The sequence below is a fragment of the Pseudomonas sp. SID14000 genome, assembly GCF_002165135.1.
Taxonomy (GTDB): domain Bacteria; phylum Pseudomonadota; class Gammaproteobacteria; order Pseudomonadales; family Pseudomonadaceae; genus Aquipseudomonas.
On record NZ_NFZQ01000014.1, the window covers coordinates 1 to 17,648 of the forward strand.

Annotated in this window: 17 protein-coding genes; 7 read left to right on the plus strand and 10 right to left on the minus strand. The window is 64.1% G+C overall.

What is annotated here, in order from left to right; translation table 11 throughout:
- Positions 1-293 precede the first annotated feature (293 nt).
- Together CAY82_RS20225 and CAY82_RS20230 are read left to right on the plus strand one after the other, a co-directional pair.
- The gene (locus CAY82_RS20225; protein ID WP_087502781.1) at positions 294-1,169 is read left to right on the plus strand and encodes a DMT family transporter; all 876 of its coding nucleotides are present in this window, start codon (positions 294-296) and stop codon (positions 1,167-1,169) included.
- Between the two features lie 13 nt (positions 1,170-1,182).
- Positions 1,183-1,641, plus strand: a complete 459-nt coding sequence (locus CAY82_RS20230) for a DUF4265 domain-containing protein (protein ID WP_087502782.1) — start codon at positions 1,183-1,185, stop codon at positions 1,639-1,641.
- Between the two features lie 3 nt (positions 1,642-1,644).
- Here CAY82_RS20230 and CAY82_RS20235 read toward each other — a convergent pair whose 3' ends face one another.
- The 3 genes from CAY82_RS20235 to cysK form a co-directional block, all read right to left on the minus strand.
- Positions 1,645-2,526 carry a DMT family transporter gene (locus tag CAY82_RS20235; RefSeq protein ID WP_087502783.1) on the minus strand — a complete coding sequence of 294 codons (882 nt, stop codon included), beginning with the start codon at positions 2,524-2,526 and terminating at the stop codon, positions 1,645-1,647.
- Between the two features lie 467 nt (positions 2,527-2,993).
- Positions 2,994-3,929, minus strand: a complete 936-nt coding sequence (locus CAY82_RS20240) for an aspartyl/asparaginyl beta-hydroxylase domain-containing protein (RefSeq protein WP_087502784.1) — start codon at positions 3,927-3,929, stop codon at positions 2,994-2,996.
- 173 nt (positions 3,930-4,102) lie between these two features.
- Positions 4,103-5,077 (minus strand): cysteine synthase A, encoded by a 975-nt coding sequence (cysK, locus tag CAY82_RS20245; protein WP_013973746.1) that lies wholly within the window; start codon positions 5,075-5,077, stop codon positions 4,103-4,105.
- 147 nt (positions 5,078-5,224) lie between these two features.
- Between cysK and CAY82_RS20250 the strand changes: the two genes are divergently transcribed.
- From CAY82_RS20250 to CAY82_RS20260, 3 genes are all read left to right on the plus strand, one after another.
- Positions 5,225-6,298, plus strand: coding sequence for a DUF748 domain-containing protein (locus CAY82_RS20250; RefSeq protein WP_087502785.1), 1,074 nt, complete (start codon positions 5,225-5,227; stop codon positions 6,296-6,298).
- 228 nt (positions 6,299-6,526) lie between these two features.
- Positions 6,527-7,372: a MoxR family ATPase gene (locus CAY82_RS20255; protein WP_013973748.1), complete on the plus strand. Its 846-nt coding sequence runs from the start codon at positions 6,527-6,529 to the stop codon at positions 7,370-7,372.
- A gap of 13 nt (positions 7,373-7,385) precedes the next feature.
- Positions 7,386-8,564 (plus strand): VWA domain-containing protein, encoded by a 1,179-nt coding sequence (locus CAY82_RS20260; protein ID WP_087502786.1) that lies wholly within the window; start codon positions 7,386-7,388, stop codon positions 8,562-8,564.
- A gap of 52 nt (positions 8,565-8,616) precedes the next feature.
- Here CAY82_RS20260 and CAY82_RS20265 read toward each other — a convergent pair whose 3' ends face one another.
- The 4 genes from CAY82_RS20265 to CAY82_RS20280 are packed head-to-tail and all read right to left on the minus strand — an operon-like array spanning position 8,617 to position 12,289.
- Positions 8,617-9,534, minus strand: a complete 918-nt coding sequence (locus tag CAY82_RS20265; RefSeq protein WP_087502787.1) for a biotin-dependent carboxyltransferase family protein — start codon at positions 9,532-9,534, stop codon at positions 8,617-8,619.
- Positions 9,531-10,217, minus strand: coding sequence for a 5-oxoprolinase subunit PxpB (gene pxpB / locus CAY82_RS20270; RefSeq protein ID WP_087502788.1), 687 nt, complete (start codon positions 10,215-10,217; stop codon positions 9,531-9,533). The genes CAY82_RS20265 and pxpB overlap by 4 nt, the downstream gene beginning before the upstream one ends.
- Positions 10,217-10,993 carry a 5-oxoprolinase subunit PxpA gene (locus CAY82_RS20275; protein ID WP_087502789.1) on the minus strand — a complete coding sequence of 259 codons (777 nt, stop codon included), beginning with the start codon at positions 10,991-10,993 and terminating at the stop codon, positions 10,217-10,219. Before CAY82_RS20275 ends, pxpB begins: the two co-directional genes overlap by 1 nt.
- Before the next feature lie 9 nt (positions 10,994-11,002).
- The gene (locus CAY82_RS20280; protein ID WP_087502790.1) at positions 11,003-12,289 is read right to left on the minus strand and encodes an MFS transporter; all 1,287 of its coding nucleotides are present in this window, start codon (positions 12,287-12,289) and stop codon (positions 11,003-11,005) included.
- 128 nt (positions 12,290-12,417) lie between these two features.
- On the opposite strand from CAY82_RS20280, the gene CAY82_RS20285 reads away from it, so the two are divergent.
- Positions 12,418-13,329 carry a LysR family transcriptional regulator gene (locus tag CAY82_RS20285; RefSeq protein WP_087502791.1) on the plus strand — a complete coding sequence of 304 codons (912 nt, stop codon included), beginning with the start codon at positions 12,418-12,420 and terminating at the stop codon, positions 13,327-13,329.
- A gap of 134 nt (positions 13,330-13,463) precedes the next feature.
- On the opposite strand, the gene CAY82_RS20290 is transcribed toward CAY82_RS20285, so the two are convergent.
- Genes CAY82_RS20290 through CAY82_RS20300 form a run of 3 tightly spaced genes read right to left on the minus strand, consistent with a single transcriptional unit; the run spans position 13,464 to position 15,287 of the window.
- On the minus strand, positions 13,464-13,985 hold the full coding sequence (locus CAY82_RS20290) for a DUF2937 family protein (RefSeq protein ID WP_087502792.1): 522 nt from the start codon (positions 13,983-13,985) through the stop codon (positions 13,464-13,466).
- Between the two features lie 9 nt (positions 13,986-13,994).
- Positions 13,995-14,768, minus strand: a complete 774-nt coding sequence (locus CAY82_RS20295; RefSeq protein WP_087502793.1) for a class II glutamine amidotransferase — start codon at positions 14,766-14,768, stop codon at positions 13,995-13,997.
- 12 nt (positions 14,769-14,780) lie between these two features.
- The gene (locus CAY82_RS20300) at positions 14,781-15,287 is read right to left on the minus strand and encodes an MFS transporter (protein ID WP_087502794.1); all 507 of its coding nucleotides are present in this window, start codon (positions 15,285-15,287) and stop codon (positions 14,781-14,783) included.
- Between the two features lie 199 nt (positions 15,288-15,486).
- Between CAY82_RS20300 and CAY82_RS20305 the strand changes: the two genes are divergently transcribed.
- On the plus strand, positions 15,487-17,529 hold the full coding sequence (locus CAY82_RS20305; RefSeq protein WP_087502795.1) for a S9 family peptidase: 2,043 nt from the start codon (positions 15,487-15,489) through the stop codon (positions 17,527-17,529).
- Positions 17,530-17,648 lie beyond the last annotated feature (119 nt).

Sequence of the window (17,648 nt, forward strand, 5' to 3'; positions counted from 1 at the left end):
CCAGCTTCTTCATGCGCTACAACCGAATCAGGCTCCACAGCTACAACGACTACCTGTCACCAATAGCTATGGAGCAGCAGGCGGCTTGATCACCGTAACCGGTGTCCGGAAATACTTGACCAGAACAAACCCGCTCCCACAGGTACTGCGCAGCATTTCAAATGCGACGCTATCCCTGTGGGAGCGGGTTTACCCGCGAAGAGGCCGGCACAGGTTCACACCGCAAGAAAGCACAAGAATCCCCAGGCCCCCTGGCGTACACTCGCGCCCCTGCCCTGCCTCCGGAGACCGTTGTGAGCCCCATCGCCCTAGCCCGCCTGCTGACCCTTGCCGCCGTCTGGGGGGCGAGCTTCCTGTTCATGCGCATCATCGCCCCCGAGCTGGGCACGGTGCCGACGGCGTTCTTCCGCGTGTCCATCGCCTGCCTGGGCCTGGTTGCACTGCTCGCCGCAGCCCGCGTGCGCTGGAACTTCCAGGGCAAGCTCGGCGCCTGCCTGGTGCTGGGCATGATCAACTCCGGTATTCCCGCCACCTTCTACTCCGTGGCCGCCCAGGTGCTGCCCGCCGGTTACTCGGCCATCTTCAACGCCACCACGCCGCTGATGGGCGTGCTGGTAGGCGCGCTGTTCTTCCGCGAACCGATGACCCCGGCCAAGCTCTGCGGCATCTTCCTGGGCCTGTTCGGCGTCGGCATCCTCAGCGGCGCTGGCCCGGTGGCCCTGGACCTGGCCCTGCTGCAAGGCGCCCTCGCCTGCCTGGCAGCCACTACCTGCTACGGCTTCGCCGGCTTCCTGGCCCGCCGCTGGGTCAGCGGCCTGGACAGCCGCCTGTCGGCACTGGGCAGCATGCTCGGCGCCACCCTGATGCTGAGCCCGCTGTTCGCCTGGAGCGCGCTGAGCCAGCCACCAGCCAGCTGGGGCGGCTGGCAGGTGTGGCTGTCGCTGCTGGGCCTGGGCCTACTGTGCACAGCGTTCGCCTATATCCTGTACTTCCGCCTGCTGGAGGAGATCGGCCCGGTCAAGGCCAGCACCGTGACCTTCCTGATCCCGGTATTCGGCGTATTGTGGGGGGCGTGGCTGCTGGACGAACCGCTGTCGATGGCGCACCTGTACGGCGGCCTGATGATTGGCGTGGCATTGTGGCTGGTGCTGCGCCCGGCGCGCAGCTGAAGCGGGGTACACGATGAACAGTGCGTACAAGAAGGTCCTGTTCCGCCTGGAGCAGGACGAGAATGGCTACCCGCCGGCCTCGGTCGAGGGCCTGTGGGCCAAGGCCGTGGAAGGCGGTCATGCCGTCGATAACATCCCCTTCCATGTCTACGGCATCGCCCCGGGCGACGTGATCGGCACCCGTGAAGAAGCCGGCGAAACCTGGTTCGCCGAACTGCGCCGCAGCAGCGGCAGCTCGGTGTTCCGGGTTATCGTCAAGCCCCCGGAAACACTGGACCAGGTACGCACGGCCTTGCACGACTTCGGCTGTAACTGCGAAACCGAGCAGGCGGTGAAGATGCTGGCGGTCGAGGTCCCGCCGCAGCGCTCGCTCGACACCTTGCTCTACTACCTGCTCACCCAGCGCGAAGCCGGCCTGCTGGACTTCGAGGAAGGCGTACTGCGCCACGCCATCCCCGAAGAATTCCGCTAGGGCCTACGCCTCGGCCAGGCGCGCAGCGGGCTTGCGAAACACGAACAGCAGGCCCACCACGATCAGCCCCATGCCCAGCAAACTGAGCGGCGCCAGGCGGTTGCCAAAGATCAGCAAGTCCATCACCGCGGTCACTGCCGGCACCAGGTAGAACAGGCTGGTGACATTGACCAGGTTACCCTTGGCGATCAGCCGGTACAGCAGTAGGGTCGCCAGTAGCGAAACCACCAGCCCCATCCACAGCAGCGCGCCGACGAAACCGCCAGTCCACTCCACATGCAGCGGTTGCAGCGGTGCGAACAGCGCGCACATGGCGAAGCCGGCCAGGTACTGCAGCGGCAGCGTACCCATGGGGTTGTCGGTGATGCGCTTCTGCAGGATCGAGCCAAAGGTCATGCTGGCCAGCGCCAGCAAGGCGAACAGCATCCCGACCAGCGACACCCCGCCCAGGTTGATGCCCTGGTAAACCACCATGATCAAGCCGCCAAGCCCCAACCCCAGGCCGAACAAGCGGCTCCAGGAGCGCTGGCGTTCCATCAGCACCACGGTCAGGATCGGTTGTACGCCCATCACCGTGGCCATGACACCTGGGGTGACATGGGTGTCGAGCGCCAGCAGGTAGAAGATCTGGTAGGCGCCGAGCAATACACAGCCGGTACCCAGGGCCCGCAGGATGGCCCCGCGAGTGCGCGGCCAGCGCAGCCCCAGCAACGGGCCGATCAGCAGAAGGCCAGCCAGGGCCAGCGCCGAGCGCAGTAGCAGGAAGGCGAACGGGCTGGCATGCGCCAGGCCCAGCTTGGAGACGATCGCCCCGCTGCTCCACAGCAGGACGAACAGGCTGGTAGTGGCCGCCGAGGCCACGGATGCTTTGCTAAGGACAGACATGTATTGCCACCTGATATAAGGCGAATAAGCCAAACGGACGGCGTGCGCTTCAGCGTGGGAAGTCGCCGACCGTGTTCAGTAGGTTGCGTGTGCGAAGGGATGCGGCCAGAAGCCGATCAGCCCAGCACGACCACGCAAGGAGGCGGAGCTACGCCGCCTACGACGCCACTGACAGGTGGTGGTGGATAGTGACTGATCATCGCCGGCTGCTGGCAACCACGCACGACCATGCCCGCGACGGGCGCGGTGGCAAAGCTTGTGGTGGAAGGGCTGGCTGGCATGAACAGGTCTTCAGGAAGAGAACAGTGGGCTGGACTATAGCCCGGTGCCAGGCAGCTGGCAACCTCCCCTGCCTGGTTCAACCTTGCGCATGTCACTGTGTGGGGCAACTGCACTGCTCGATATCTCAAAGCTGCCGCACTCCCTGTGGAAGCGGCATGCCCGAGAAACGCCCCCAACAGGCAGAATCAGAACAACCAGTGATACAACAGGTAGACCACTCCCACCGCCAGCACCGGCCGCAGCACCCGGTAGGCCTTGGGGTTGGCGCGCTTGAACTGCTTCACCTGGCCACTGATCCGGTTGCTGAAGCGCTTGCTCCAGGCATACGCCTGGTTGATCCCGCCCACACGCTCGTCGTCAGTGTTCTGCGGTGCAGTAGCACGGCCAAGGAAGGCGCTGACCTTACGGTTGATACGGGTCATCAGCGGGCTGCTCAGCGGGCGCTCGATGTCGCAGAACAGGATCACCCGAGTTACGTCGGTCTCGTTCTTGACCCAGTGCACGTAGGTTTCATCGAACATCACGTCCTCGCCATCACGCCAGGCATATTCCTCGCCATCGACGTAGATGCGGCAAGCATCGGAGTTGGGGGTGGACAGGCCCAGGTGGTAGCGCAGGGAACCGGCGAACGGGTCACGATGCGGGTTCAGGTGGCTGCCGCCTGGCAGCAGGGCGAACATCGCACCCTTGACGTTGGGGATGCTGCTGACCAGTTCGACGGTGCGCGGGCACAGGGTTTCGGCAGAAGGTAACGGTTTGTCGTACCACTTCAGGTAAAAGCGCTTCCAGCCCTTCTTGAAGAACGAACCGAAGCCGGCGTCGTTATCCTTCTCGGCGGCGCGGATGTAGCCCTCGTCGAACAGGCGCATGGCCTCTTCGCGAATTTCCTGCCAGTTATCCTTCAGCACGTCCAGCTCGGGGAAACGCTGGCGGTCCAGGTAAGGCCTGGACGGTACGCCGGAAAACAGGTACATCAGGCTGTTGTAGGGGGCGAACAGCGCCGAATGGTTGACGAACTGGCGCAACACCGGCAAGCGAGCCTTGCCGCGCAGGTGCACGAACAGCACGCTGCCGAAAAACACCAGCAAGACACCCGCCTTGGCTGCAAAGGAAAAGGTCATGCTTTCACTCCTTGAGGAAGAGACAGGGCGGCGCGCCCTGCTCTCCTGAAAATCATCCTGCCATCATAAACCGATGCCACCGGGGTAAAAACAGCCTGGGCGGCAACTCATTCATGAAGATTTTGCAATAAAGCAAGCCGCCGAACCTTGCGCCGGATCAGCGGCAAGGCCGTTTACTGCTGGTTTTCCTGCTCGCTGAACATGTCGCTGAACAGCATGCTCGACAGGTAGCGCTCGCCCGAGTCCGGCAGAATCACGACGATGGTCTTGCCCTGCATTTCCGGCTTTTCTGCCAGGCGCACGGCTGCTGCCATCGCCGCACCGCAGGAAATGCCACAGAGGATGCCCTCTTCCTGCATCAGGCGGATGGCCATGGCCTTGGACTCTTCATCGGTCACCGTCTCCACCTGGTCGACGATCGACAGGTCGAGGTTCTTCGGCACGAAGCCGGCGCCGATGCCCTGGATCTTGTGTGGGCTGGGCTTGAGTTCTTCGCCGGCCAGGGTCTGGCTGATCAGCGGCGATGCCACTGGTTCCACCGCCACCGACAGGATCGCCTTGCCCTGCGTATGCTTGATGTAACGCGACACGCCGGTGATCGTGCCGCCGGTGCCGACGCCCGCCACCAGTACGTCGACCGCGCCGTCGGTGTCGTTCCAGATTTCCGGGCCGGTGGTTTTTTCGTGAATCGCCGGGTTGGCCGGGTTTTCGAACTGGCCCGGCAGGAAGTACTGGGCCGGGTCGGAGGCGACGATCTCGTTGGCCTTCTCGATGGCGCCCTTCATGCCCTTGGCCGGGTCGGTCAGCACCAGCTCGGCGCCCAGCGCCTTCAGCACCTTACGGCGCTCCAGGCTCATCGAGGCGGGCATGGTCAGCATCAGTTTGTAGCCACGGGCGGCGGCGACGAAGGCCAGGCCGATGCCGGTGTTGCCCGAGGTCGGTTCGACGATGGTCATGCCCGGCTTGAGCTTGCCGCTGCTTTCGGCGTCCCAGACCATGTTCGCGCCGATGCGGCATTTGACCGAATAGCCCGGGTTACGCCCTTCGATCTTGGCCAGGATGGTCACGCCACGCGGGGCAATGCGGTTGATCTGCACCAGCGGTGTATTACCGATGGAATGGGCGTTGTCTGCAAAGATACGGCTCATGGCAGGAGTCCTTGGCATGAAAAAAAGCAGGGAAAGATCTCAAGGGTAAGCCCCGGCCGGTGGCCCGTAAAGCCTGTTCGAACTCCGTGGCAAAGCCCGCGGTCAACCACACAAGCGTCTTTATGAGCCCACCTTGGAGAGCCTGCAATGAAAGGTCACTACCGCTGGCCGCTGGTCGCCCTCGCCAGCCTGGTCGTGTTGCTGGTGGCCCTGCACCTGGCCCTGCCCTACCTGGTGCGCGACTACCTGAACGATAAACTGGCCGACATGGGCGACTACCGTGGCCAGGTGGCCGATGTGGACCTCGCCTGGTGGCGCGGCGCGTACCAGATCAACGGGCTGAAGATCGTCAAGACCACCGGCAAGGTGCCAGTACCGTTTCTCGACGCACCGCTGATTGACCTGTCGGTGAGCTGGCGTTCGCTGTGGTACGACAAGGCCATAGTCGCCAAGGTGACGTTCGTGCGGCCCGAGCTGAACTTCGTCGACGGTGGCAGCGAACAGGCATCGCAGACCGGCCAAGGCACCGACTGGCGTCAACAGCTGGAAAAACTGCTGCCGATCACCCTCAACGAAGTGCTTATCGACAACGGTGTGCTGACCTTCCGCAACTTCAACGCCAAGCCACCGGTCGACCTCAAGGCCACCCAGCTGAACGCCAACATCCGCAACCTGACCAACGTACGCGACAAAAAGGGCCGGCGCGACGCCAGCCTGGACGCCAGCGCCCTACTACTGGGGGATGCCAAGGTGGAAAGCCGCGCCACCTTCGACCCGTTCAGCGATTTCGACGACTTCCAGTTCCGCCTGCGCGCCACGGGCATCGAGCTGCGCAAGCTCAATGACTTTTCCGGTGCCTATGGCAAGTTCGACTTCAATGCCGGGCACGGCGACCTGGTGATCGAGGCCCAGGCCGAAAATGGCCGGCTGACCGGCTATATCAAGCCGCTGCTGCGCGATGTGGAGGTGTTCAACTGGCACCAGGATGTGCAGGAAGAGGACAAAGGCTTTTTCCGCTCGGTGTGGGAGGCGCTGGTGGGTGCGACCCAGACCGTGCTGAAGAACCAGCCGAAAAACCAGTTCGCCACCCGGGTGGAGCTCAATGGCAGCGTGCGCAAGCAGGATATCAGCGCCTTCGAGGCGTTTTTGCAGATCCTGCGCAACGGCTTTATCCAGGCGTTCAATGCGCAGTACGAGCAGCCGGCGCCGAAGTCTGACTGAGCGGGCGTGACGGGGCATTCAGGGACTGAATACCTGGTCTGCGTTTCCAGTCGGCGAACCCCGCGTTATAGTCGGTGACAAATCAAAAATATGTGCTGCCTGTTCCGGCCTCTTCGCGGGTAAACCCGCTCCCACAGGTACCCACCTTTCTTTAGGTTTGTGGAATACCTGTGGGAGCGGGTTTACCCGCGAAAGGGCCGGTGCAGGCTTCCAGTAGAGGACAGACCCATGAAGTTCGAAGGCACCCGCGACTACGTCGCCACAGACGACCTGAAACTGGCAGTAAACGCGGCCATCACCCTCGAACGCCCCTTGCTGGTGAAGGGCGAACCAGGCACCGGCAAGACCATGCTCGCCGAGCAGCTGGCGGCCTCGTTCGGTGCGCGCCTGATCACCTGGCACATCAAGTCCACCACCAAGGCCCACCAAGGCCTCTACGAGTATGACGCCGTCAGCCGACTGCGTGACTCGCAGCTGGGCGTGGACAAGGTCCACGATGTGCGCAACTACCTGAAAAAGGGCAAGCTGTGGGAAGCCTTCGAGGCTGAGGAACGGGTCATCCTGCTGATCGACGAAATCGACAAGGCCGACATCGAGTTCCCCAACGACCTGCTGCAGGAGCTCGACAAGATGGAGTTCTACGTCTACGAAATCGACGAGACCATCAAGGCCAGACAGCGCCCGATCATCATCATCACCTCCAACAACGAAAAGGAGCTGCCGGACGCCTTCCTGCGCCGCTGCTTCTTCCACTACATCGCCTTCCCCGACCGCACCACCCTGCAGCAGATCGTCGACGTGCACTACCCGAACATCAGCCAGTCGCTGGTCAGCGAGGCGCTGGACGTGTTCTTCGACGTGCGCAAGGTACCAGGGCTGAAGAAAAAGCCGTCCACCTCCGAACTGGTCGACTGGCTCAAGCTGCTGATGGCCGACAACATCGGTGAAGCGGTGCTGCGCGAACGCGACCCGACCAAGGCCATTCCGCCACTGGCCGGCGCGCTGGTGAAGAACGAGCAGGACGTACAACTGCTCGAGCGCCTGGCCTTCATGAGCCGGCGCGGCAACCGCTGACAGGAGCCGGGCCATGCTGCTCAACCTGTTCAACGAAATGCGCGCGGCCAAGGTACCGGTGTCGGTGCGCGAACTGCTTGACCTGCACCAGGCCCTGCAAAAGCGCGTGGTGTTCGCCGACATGGACGAGTTCTATTACCTCGCCCGCGCCATCCTGGTGAAGGACGAGCGCCACTTCGACAAGTTCGACCGCGCCTTCGCCGCCTACTTCAAGGGCCTGGAGAACCTCGACCGCCACATCGAAGCGCTGATCCCCGAAGAGTGGCTGCGCAAGGAGTTCGAGCGTTCGCTGACTGATGAGGAGCGCGCGCAGATCCAGTCGCTGGGTGGCCTGGACAAACTGATCGAGGAGTTCAAGAAGCGCCTCGAAGAGCAGAAGGAACGTCATGCCGGCGGCAACAAGTGGATCGGCACTGGTGGCACCAGCCCGTTCGGTTCGGGCGGTTTCAACCCCGAGGGCATTCGCGTGGGCGAGGCCGGCAAGCGCCAGGGCAAGGCGGTGAAGGTATGGGACCAGCGCGAATACAAGAACCTGGACGACCAGGTGGAGCTGGGCACCCGCAACATCAAGCTGGCTTTGCGCCGGCTACGCAAGTTCGCCCGTGAAGGCGCCGCCGAAGAGCTGGACATCGACGGCACCATCGACCACACCGCGCGGGATGCCGGGCTGCTGAACATCCAGATGCGCCCCGAGCGGCGCAACACGGTGAAGCTGCTGTTGCTGTTCGACATCGGCGGTTCGATGGACGCCCACGTCAAGGTCTGCGAAGAACTGTTTTCGGCGTGCAAGACCGAGTTCAAGCACATGGAGTACTACTACTTCCACAACTTCGTGTACGAGTCGGTGTGGAGGAACAACCTGCGCCGCACCTCGGAGCGCTATTCCACGTTCGACCTGCTGCACAAGTACGGCGATGACTACAAGGTTGTGTTCGTCGGCGATGCTGCCATGGCGCCCTACGAGATCACCCAGCCGGGTGGCAGCGTGGAGCACTGGAACGAAGAAGCCGGGTATGTGTGGATGCAGCGTTTCATGGAGAAGTTCAGGAAGATCATCTGGATCAACCCGTATCCGAAGCAGGCCTGGGACTACACCGCATCGACCCATCTGGTGCGGGACTTGATCGAGGACAAGATGTACCCGCTGACCTTGCAGGGGTTGGAGGAAGGGATGCGTTACCTGTCCAAGTGATGTTGCCAGTGCCGGCCCTTTCGCGGGTGAACCCGCGAAGAGGCCGGCAGCCTTAACGCCAACGGCCCAGGTAACGCTGCTGCTCCCGCCAGGCCTCGTCCTGCACCACCGCCCGGAACCGCACCACAGCCCCCGGCATGCACTGCGCCAGCTGCGCCAGCGCCAACGGCGTCAACGCCCCCAGCCGCGGATAGCCGCCAATGGTCTGCCGGTCATTGAGCAACACGATCGGCTGCCCATCCGGCGGCACCTGCACCGCCCCCAGCGGAATCCCCTCGGAAATCATCGGCGCGCCCTGGTAGACCAGTTGCGGCCCCAGCAGGCGGATGCCCATACGGTCGGCCCGGCTATCCAGCGTCCACTCGCGGTTGAACGCCTCGAACAGGCTGGTACCGCTGAAGTCACCGATCTGTGCGCCCATCACCAGGTCAAGCACAGGCTTTTGTGGGTACTGTGGCCGCAGCGCTTCGGGTACCTCACGCAGGGTCGGCGATGTGCCTGAGAATGCCAGCACATGGCCTTTGCCAAGCGCAGAACCCTGACCATCGATACCGCCAAGTGCTTCCCGCACAACTGTGGCACAACTGCCCAGCACATACTCGCCCTGGAACCCGCCAGGTGCTGCCAGATACGCTCGCACACCCTGCTTCGGCTGCTTCAGGGTCAACCGCTGGCCCTTGACCAGCGCGAAGCTGCGCCAGGGTGCCAACGGCTGATCATCGACCCGCGCATCCAGATCGGCACCGGCCAGGGCCAGCACACAATCCTGCTCGGCGACCACACAGAAACCACCCAGCGCCACCTCGACCACCGGCGCCGCCAACGGGTTGCCCAGCAGCCAGTTGGCCCAGTGCATCGCCACCCAGTCCAGCGCCCCGCCCTGGGTCACGCCCAGATGGCGTACGCCAACGCGCCCGGCATCCTGCAACTGGCACAGCGGCGTACCGGCCTCGATCTTCAACTGCTTCATGCTTGTGCCTCCACATCACCGCCCAAGGCCAGGAATTCGCTGCGCGAAACCGGCACGAAGCGCACCCGATCACCGGGTTGCAGCAGGCTGTAGCCCTCGCGTTCACGGTCGAACAGGCGCACCGGGGTACGCCCGATCAGGTTCCAGCCTCCTGGCGATACCGCCGGATAGGCTGCCGTCTGGCGCTCGGCAATGCCGACGCTGCCAGCCGCCACGCGCTTGCGCGGGGTGCTCAGGCGCGGGCTGGCCAGGCGCTCGTCAACCAGGCCCATGAAGCCGAAACCGGGGGCGAAGCCCAGGGCGAACACCGGGTACTCGCGCTCGCTGTGCAAGCGGATCACCTCTGCTTCACTCAAGCCGCTACGGGCCGCCAACACCGGCAGTTCCGGGCCGACGCTGGCGTCGTACCACACCGGGATCTCATGGCGGCGGCCACCGCTGCCCGTGTCTGGCTGCAAGCCTTCCAGCGCACGGATGATCAGCGCCCTCGCCTCACCCGGCGGCAGGTCGAACTGCACCATCAGCGTGGTGTAGGACGGCACCAGGTCCAGCAAGTGCTCGCCGAACGTCGCGTGCAAGCGCTGGCTGGCGGCAAGCATCCACGGCATGTTGCCTTCGTCGATACAATCGAACAGGCGCACCATCAGGCTGTCGATGGCGACGACTTCAATACGAGGTTTCATCACGACTCCAGGGCATCGAGGGCCTGGCGAATCTGCCGCACCGCCGCCACCGAACTGTCGTTGTCGCCGTGTACGCACAGGGTACTGGCCGCAAGCCTCAGTGCACTGCCATCGTCCGCTACCAGCGTGTCGCCGCGGGCCAGGCGCACGGCCTGCTCCACCACCAGCGCCGGGTCATGGTGCACCGCGCCGGGCAGGCGCCGCGACACCAGATGGCCGCTGGCAGTGTAGGCGCGGTCGGCGAACGCTTCGAACCACAGCGGCACGCCAATTTCATCGCCCAGGGCCTGGGCGGCACGGTTGTCGGCGGTGGCCATCAGCATCAGCGGCAGGTCACCGCCGTAGGCCGCCACAGCCTCCAGTACGGTACGCAGCTTGAGGGGGTCGGCCATCATGTCGTTGTACAGCGCACCATGGGGCTTCACATAGGCCACGCGCCCGCCCAACACTTTGCAGATGCCGTCCAGCGCACCGATCTGGTAATGCAGCAGGTCGCGGATTTCCTCCGGGCTGCAGGCCATGGAACGACGACCGAAGCCGACCAGGTCCGGGTAGGCCGGGTGCGCGCCGATGGTCACCCCGTGCTGCAGCGCCAGGGCCACGGTGCGACGCATGATGCCAGGGTCCCCGGCGTGATAGCCGCAGGCGATGTTGGCGCAATCTATGTATGGCATGACCTCGGCATCCTGGCCCATGCGCCAGCTGCCGAAACTCTCGCCCATGTCGCAATTGAGTAGCAGGCGTTCCACAGCGCGGCCTCCATTGTCGTTGTTCATATACCTACCTTACCGCGCCTGCAGCTGTTTGCCGCGGGTTTCCGGCAGGCTCAGCGCCGCTACGATCACCACGCCGTACGACACCGCAGAGAACACGCCGATAGCCAGGCCCAGCGGCACTTTCTGGCCGAGCACGCCGATCAGCAACGGGAACAGCGCCGCGATTACCTTGCCGATGTTGTAGCAGAAGCCCTGCCCCGAACCGCGGATACGCGTGGGGAACAGTTCGGTGAGGAAAGCGCCCATGCCGCTGAAGATGCCCGAGGCGAAGAAGCCCAGCGGGAAGCCCAGCCACAGCATCACGCCGTCGCTGACCGGCATTTGCGTGTACAACAGCACGATGACGAACGAGCCCACGGCGAACAGGATGAAGTTCTTCTTGCGCCCCAGCAGGTCGGACAGGTAGGCACTGACCACATAGCCGACATAGGAGCCGACGATCACCATGGCCAGGTAGCCACCGGTGCCCAGCACGCTCAGGCCGCGCTCGTTCTTGAGGAAGGTCGGCAGCCACGAGGTAATGGCGTAGTAGCCGCCCAGTGCGCCGGTGGTTAGCAGGGACGCACGCACGGTGGTCCAGAGCATGCCAGGGGCAAAGATTTCGTAGAACCGTGCAGGTGCCTCGGCGTTCTCCACCGCCTTGGCCTCGCGGTATACCTCGGGGTCCTTGACCAGGCGGCGTACGAAGATCACGAAGATCGCCGGTACCAGGCCCAGCAGGAACAGCGCGCGCCAGGCCTGCTCTGCCGGCAGCCAGGAGAACAGCAGCGCGTAGAGGATGGCGGTGAGGCCCCAGCCAAGGGCCCAGCCGGACTGCACCATGCCAACCGCCTTGCCACGGTCCTGGGCGCGGATCACCTCGCCGATCAGTACCGCGCCGGCGGTCCACTCACCGCCAAAGCCGAAGCCCATCAGGGTACGGGCGATCAACAGCTGTTCGTAGTTCTGGGCGAAGCCGCAGAGGAAGGTGAAGAAGGCAAACCACAGCACCGTCAGTTGCAGGGTGCGCACGCGGCCAATGCGGTCGGAGAGAATGCCGGCTACCCAGCCACCCACGGCCGAGGCGATCAAGGTGCTGGTGTGGATCAACCCGGCTTCTGTGGTGGTGATGCCCCACAGCATGATCAGCGTGGGGATGACGAAGCTGAGCATCTGCGTGTCCATGCCGTCCAGGCCATAGCCGATCTTGCAGCTCCAGAATGTCCGACGCTGCTGTGAGTCGATGTCGCGATACCAGGCGAAAGGCCCGGACGAAGAGGGGGAGCTGACCTGCTGCTGCACGCCGGTGGGGTTCATGCTTGCCTCGGCTTGTTGGTATTGTTTTATGGGCGACAAAGGGTCGCGGCCTGGCTGTCATTGTTCAAAGGCCGCACCACCTGCGTCCAACGAGAAAAACCGCCGGTCTGGAACAAGAAAAACTGATCATGAACCTTCGCTTCCTCGAAACCTTCGTCTGGGTCGCCCGGCTCAAGAGCTTCCGTCTGACCGCGGAAAAGCTGTTCACCACCCAGGCCTCGGTGTCCAGCCGCATTGCCGCGCTGGAGGCCGACCTGGGCGTGAAGCTGCTGCTGCGCGATTCACGCGGTGTCAGCCTGACCCCGGAGGGCGGCAAGGTACTGGAGTATGCCGAGCGCATGCTGGAAACCGCCAAGGCCATGAAACAGTCGCTGGACAGCGACCGGACCAAGGTCGGGCGTATCCGTATCGGGGTGATGGACACGGTGATCCACACCTGGATGAGCGCGCTGGTGGCGGAGCTGACCGAGCGTTACCCGCAGGTGGAGATCGAACTGGTGGCCGACACTGCGCTGAACCTTCGCGAGCAATTGCAGAAGGGCTTTCTCGACGTGATCCTGCAGACCGACCTGCTGCGTGAGCAGTCGATCCGCAGCCTGGACCTGGCGCGTTACCCGATGGGTTGGGTGGTGGCCGCCGGTTCGCACCAGCACCGCGACTACACCTCACTGGCCGAGCTTGGGCGTGAGCGGATCATCACCTTCTCGAAGAACTCGCGGCCGCACCAGGAAGTGCTGAGCCTGCTGCTGAGTGCCGGGGCCGAAACGCCGCGGCTGAACTGCGTGAACTCGGTGGCGGCGATTACCCGGCTGTTGCGCGACGGGTTTGGCATTGGTGCGTTGCCACCGGCGCTGGTGGATGCCGAGTTGAGCCGGGGTGAGCTGGTATTGCTGCAGGGGCTGCAACCGCCGCCCAGCCTGGAGCTGGTGGTGGCCTGGCAGACCGGGGTGGCGTTGGTGGATGAAGTGGTCGGGGTTTGCCGGCAGGTGCTGGAGCGGTATGCGCGGGATGTGGGTGGGCAGCGGATTGTGTTGGTCTGACAGATTTGCAGTGCCTGTGCTGGCCTCTTCGCGGGTAAACCCGCTCCCACAGAGTCACCACAGGTCTTGAGGGCTGCGCAGTACCTGTGGGAGCGGGTTCACCCGCGAAAGGGCCGGCACAGGCACAGCAAAAATCAGCGCCAGCTCTCTTTCACCGCCCCACGCCGCCCACCCAGGATCACCCAGCCAATCCCCAGCAGCAGGCTCTCGACCACGAAGGCCAGCACAAACCCTGCACCAAGCCCCCAGCCAACCGCCTCGGGCACCAGCAGGATCTGGTAGCTGTAGCCATTGAGGGTTTCTTCGCGCAACTGCGAGTCCGCCTGCACCAGCACATGCCAGGTACGCTGCACCCATGGCCCTTGCAGCGCCTGCCATTCGTTTTCCAGCAGTTCGTTGCGGATCATCAGGCTTTCGATGCTGTTGGCGTCACTGAGGAACACCGGGTCGTCGCTACTGCGGTAATGCCGCAGCAGCGCCTGCAGGTCGCCATTGAAGAAGCGTTCGGCGGTCTGCCGGAAGCCGTCGAGCGCCTCACGCGATTCGAACAGGTGCGCCTCTACCCGCTGGCTGTAGTCCTTGACCAGCCCCGGGACCTGGATACCGGCCAACAGGCCGAAAGTGAACAGTAGCAACCGCAGGTAACTTCTGAACATGCCGCGTCCTTAGCTCTGGCCGTGCGCCACGCACTCGCCGTGCCGCCACAGGGCCCACTGCCCCGGCTCGTAGCGCTGCCAGGTCTCGTTCTCGGTCAGGGCTTCGGTGGCGATCACCGTGACCACGTCGTTGGGGGTGGTTTCGGTGTGGAAATCGACGATCAGGTCGACATCCTTCAACCGCGCCGCACCAAAGGGTGCACGGCGGGTGATGTGCACCAGCTTGGTAGAACAGAAGCAGAACAGCCAGTCACCGTCGCTGAGCATGCAGTTGAACACGCCCTGGCCACGGTAACCGGCACAGGCATCGACCAGCACCGGCAGCAGCTGTTCCACCGGCACGGGCTCTGGGAAGGCGCTACGGATGCGGTTGAGCAGGTCGCAGAAGGCCGCCTCGCTGTCGGTGTCGCCCACCGGCCGGTAGAAACTGGCCTGCCCCTTGAAGTCGCCCAGTTGGCCGTTGTGCGCGAAGCACCAGTTGCGGCCCCACATTTCCCGTACGAAGGGGTGGGTATTGGCCAGACACACCTTGCCGACGTTGGCCTGGCGGATGTGGCCGATGACCACTTCGCTCTTGATCGGGTAGCGCTGCACCAGGTTGGCCACTTCCGACTCGCTGCTGGCGGCCGGGTCCTGGAACAGGCGCAGGCCACGGCCTTCGTAGAAGCCGATGCCCCAGCCGTCACGGTGCGGGCCGGTACGGCCACCACGCTGCATCAGGCCGGTGAAGCTGAAGACGATATCGGTGGGGACGTTGGCACTCATGCCCAGCAGTTCGCACATAGATGTCTCCGCTTACAGACGGGGCTCTACCCGGCCACCGCCACGGAGGGTGGCCGGGGCGCCTGGAGGTGGCGCATCACGGTAACGGTCGCGGCGCTCGGCGGCCAGGGGGGCCTGGTCTACGAGCTGGTCATCTTCGGCAGCCTGGCGCCGGGCAGCAGCCTCAGCCTGTACGCGGCGCTCACGGGCGCGTTTTTCCAGCGGAAAGCGCAGCAGTACGAAGAGGAAATACAAGGAAAAGGCGCCCATACCGTACATGGCGAAGTCGGATACCGCGCGCCAGGCGTTGTTGCCGACCTTGAAGGCGACATCCAGAGCAGTGATGGCAATGGCCGGGGCGAAGCTGTCCTTGGCCGGGTCGACGATGGTCGGGGTCAGCAGCAGCACCGCCAGCACCACCCGCAGCGGTTCGCGCAGCCAGCGCCACATCCAGCCGGTGAGCTTGAAGCCCACCAGCAGGCAGCCCAGGGCGGCAATGGCGTATAGGCCCCAGGCGAGGGTGTAGTCGTTCTCGGTCATGGTGTTCGTGCAAGCCAGGCAAAGAGATGCCTATGATAAACACTTTTCCGGGCGCAGACAGTGTTTGCCTGTGCCGGCCTCTTCGCGGGTAAACCCGCTCCCACAGGGACCGCACAGCTTTCAAGAGCTGTGGTGTTCCTGTGGGAGCGGGTTTACCCGCGAAGAGGCCGGTACAGGCCCCCCAATCAAGAGATCCTCAATGCCAACCAAGCCCCAACCCCCGATTGCCCACCAGGCCCATACCGCCGACCCATACGCCTGGCTGCAACAGCGCGACACCCCCGAGGTGCTTGCCTACCTGCAGGCCGAGAACGCCTACCAGGAAGCCTGCCTGGCCGACCAGGCGCCGCTGCGCGAGCAACTGTTCGAAGAGATCAAGGGCCGCATCCTGGAAACCGACCTGTCGCTGCCGGCGCCCTGGGGCCCCTACCTGTACTACACCCGCACCACCGCTGGTGACGAGTACCCGCGCCACTACCGCTGCCCGCGCCCTGCCGATGACTCCAACACGGTCGATGAAAGCCGGGAGCAACTGCTACTCGACCCCAACGCCCTGGCCAACGGCGGCTTCCTGTCACTCGGCGCATTCAACGTCAGCCCCGACCACCGCCTGCTGGCCTACAGCCTCGACACCAGCGGCGACGAAATCTTCACCCTGTACGTCAAGGACCTGGCCGATGGCAGCGTCACCACCCTGCCCTTCGACGACTGCGACGGCAGCCTGACCTGGGCCAACGACAGCCAGACGCTGTTCTTCGCCGAACTGGACGACACCCACCGCCCGTGGCGCCTGCGTCGCCACACCCTGGGCAACGAAGGCGCGCAGACCGTGTTCGAGGAGCCCGATGGGCGCTTCTTCCTGCACTGCTACCGCACCAGCTCCGAGCGCCAGTTGGTGCTGCTGCTCAACAGCAAGACCACCAGCGAAGCCTGGGTGCTGGACGCAGAAACCCCGCAGGCGTCGTTCACCTGCCTGGCGCCACGCGTCGAAGGTCACGAGTACTTCCCCGACCACGGTCAGCTCGACGGCCAGTGGCGCTGGTTCATCCGCACCAACCAGGACGGCATCAACTTCGCCCTGTACCACGCCCCGGTCACACCAGTGCCCAGCCGTGAGCAATGGCAGGTACTGGTAGCACACCGCGACGCGATCATGCTCGAAGGCCTCAGCCTGAATGCCGGCGCGCTGACCCTGAGCCTGCGCGAAGGCGGCCTGCCGATCATCGAGGTACACCCGCAGGGCCTGCCGGCCTACCGCGTCGAGCTGCCCGACGCCGCTTATAGCCTGTACGTGCAGGACAGCCTGGAGTTCGCCAGCCCACGCCTGCGCCTGCGCTACGAAGCACTCAACCGCCCCGCCCAGGTGCGTCAGCTGGAGCTGGCCAGCGGTGCCCAGGCGGTACTCAAGCAAACCCCGGTGCTGGGCCCGTTCGATGCCGACGACTATGTCAGCGAGCGCCTTTGGGCCACGGCAGCGGACGGCACCCAGGTGCCGATCAGCCTGGTACGTCGCCGCCAGGACCTTGGCCGGACCGTGCCGCTGTACCTGTATGGCTACGGCGCCTATGGCGAAAGCCTCGACCCGTGGTTCTCGCATGCGCGCCTGAGCCTGCTGCAGCGAGGCGTGGCCTTCGCCATTGCCCATGTGCGTGGCGGCGGTGAACTGGGCGAAGCCTGGTACCGCGCCGGCAAGCAGGAACACAAGCACAACACCTTCAGTGATTTCATCGCCTGTGCCGAGCACCTGATCGCCGAGGGTGTGACGGCTGCCGACCGCCTGGCCATCAGTGGCGGCAGCGCCGGTGGCCTGCTGATCGGCACGGTGCTCAACCTGCGTCCCGAGCTGTTTCGCTGTGCGATTGCCGAAGTGCCGTTCGTCGACGTGTTGAACACCATGCTCGACCCCGAGCTGCCGCTGACCGTGACCGAGTACGACGAATGGGGCAACCCTGAAGAGCCGGAGGTGTATGAGCGGATCAAGGCCTACGCGCCGTACGAGAACGTGAAGGAACAGGCCTACCCGGCGATGCTGGTGGTGGCGGGCTACAACGACAGCCGCGTGCAGTACTGGGAAGCGGCCAAGTGGGTGGCGCGGCTACGCACGCGCAAGACCGACGGCAACCCACTGCTGCTCAAGACCGAGATGGGGGCTGGGCATGGCGGGATGAGCGGGCGATATCAGGGGCTGAAGGATGTGGCCCTTGAGTATGCGTTCGTATTCAGCGAGCTAGGTATCGTTTGAGTTATCTGGGGGCGCTTTGCGCCCCTTTCGCGACACAAGGCCGCTCCCACAGGGATCGCGCATGCCCTGAATCCTGCGCGATCCCTGTGGGGGCGGCCTTGTGTCGCGATGGGCTGCAA

What these genes read in the sequence shown, in the direction of transcription:
- CAY82_RS20230 (WP_087502782.1), top strand. Translation starts at nt 1,183, where the DNA reads ATGAACAGTGCGTACAAGAAGGTCCTGTTCCGCCTGGAGCAGGACGAG.
- CAY82_RS20235 (WP_087502783.1), bottom strand. Translation starts at nt 2,526, where the DNA reads ATGTCTGTCCTTAGCAAAGCATCCGTGGCCTCGGCGGCCACTACCAGC.
- CAY82_RS20240 (WP_087502784.1), bottom strand. Translation starts at nt 3,929, where the DNA reads ATGACCTTTTCCTTTGCAGCCAAGGCGGGTGTCTTGCTGGTGTTTTTC.
- cysK (WP_013973746.1), bottom strand. Translation starts at nt 5,077, where the DNA reads ATGAGCCGTATCTTTGCAGACAACGCCCATTCCATCGGTAATACACCG.
- CAY82_RS20250 (WP_087502785.1), top strand. Translation starts at nt 5,225, where the DNA reads ATGAAAGGTCACTACCGCTGGCCGCTGGTCGCCCTCGCCAGCCTGGTC.
- CAY82_RS20255 (WP_013973748.1), top strand. Translation starts at nt 6,527, where the DNA reads ATGAAGTTCGAAGGCACCCGCGACTACGTCGCCACAGACGACCTGAAA.
- CAY82_RS20260 (WP_087502786.1), top strand. Translation starts at nt 7,386, where the DNA reads ATGCTGCTCAACCTGTTCAACGAAATGCGCGCGGCCAAGGTACCGGTG.
- CAY82_RS20265 (WP_087502787.1), bottom strand. Translation starts at nt 9,534, where the DNA reads ATGAAGCAGTTGAAGATCGAGGCCGGTACGCCGCTGTGCCAGTTGCAG.
- pxpB (WP_087502788.1), bottom strand. Translation starts at nt 10,217, where the DNA reads ATGAAACCTCGTATTGAAGTCGTCGCCATCGACAGCCTGATGGTGCGC.
- CAY82_RS20275 (WP_087502789.1), bottom strand. Translation starts at nt 10,993, where the DNA reads ATGAACAACGACAATGGAGGCCGCGCTGTGGAACGCCTGCTACTCAAT.
- CAY82_RS20280 (WP_087502790.1), bottom strand. Translation starts at nt 12,289, where the DNA reads ATGAACCCCACCGGCGTGCAGCAGCAGGTCAGCTCCCCCTCTTCGTCC.
- CAY82_RS20285 (WP_087502791.1), top strand. Translation starts at nt 12,418, where the DNA reads ATGAACCTTCGCTTCCTCGAAACCTTCGTCTGGGTCGCCCGGCTCAAG.
- CAY82_RS20290 (WP_087502792.1), bottom strand. Translation starts at nt 13,985, where the DNA reads ATGTTCAGAAGTTACCTGCGGTTGCTACTGTTCACTTTCGGCCTGTTG.
- CAY82_RS20295 (WP_087502793.1), bottom strand. Translation starts at nt 14,768, where the DNA reads ATGTGCGAACTGCTGGGCATGAGTGCCAACGTCCCCACCGATATCGTC.
- CAY82_RS20300 (WP_087502794.1), bottom strand. Translation starts at nt 15,287, where the DNA reads ATGACCGAGAACGACTACACCCTCGCCTGGGGCCTATACGCCATTGCC.
- CAY82_RS20305 (WP_087502795.1), top strand. Translation starts at nt 15,487, where the DNA reads ATGCCAACCAAGCCCCAACCCCCGATTGCCCACCAGGCCCATACCGCC.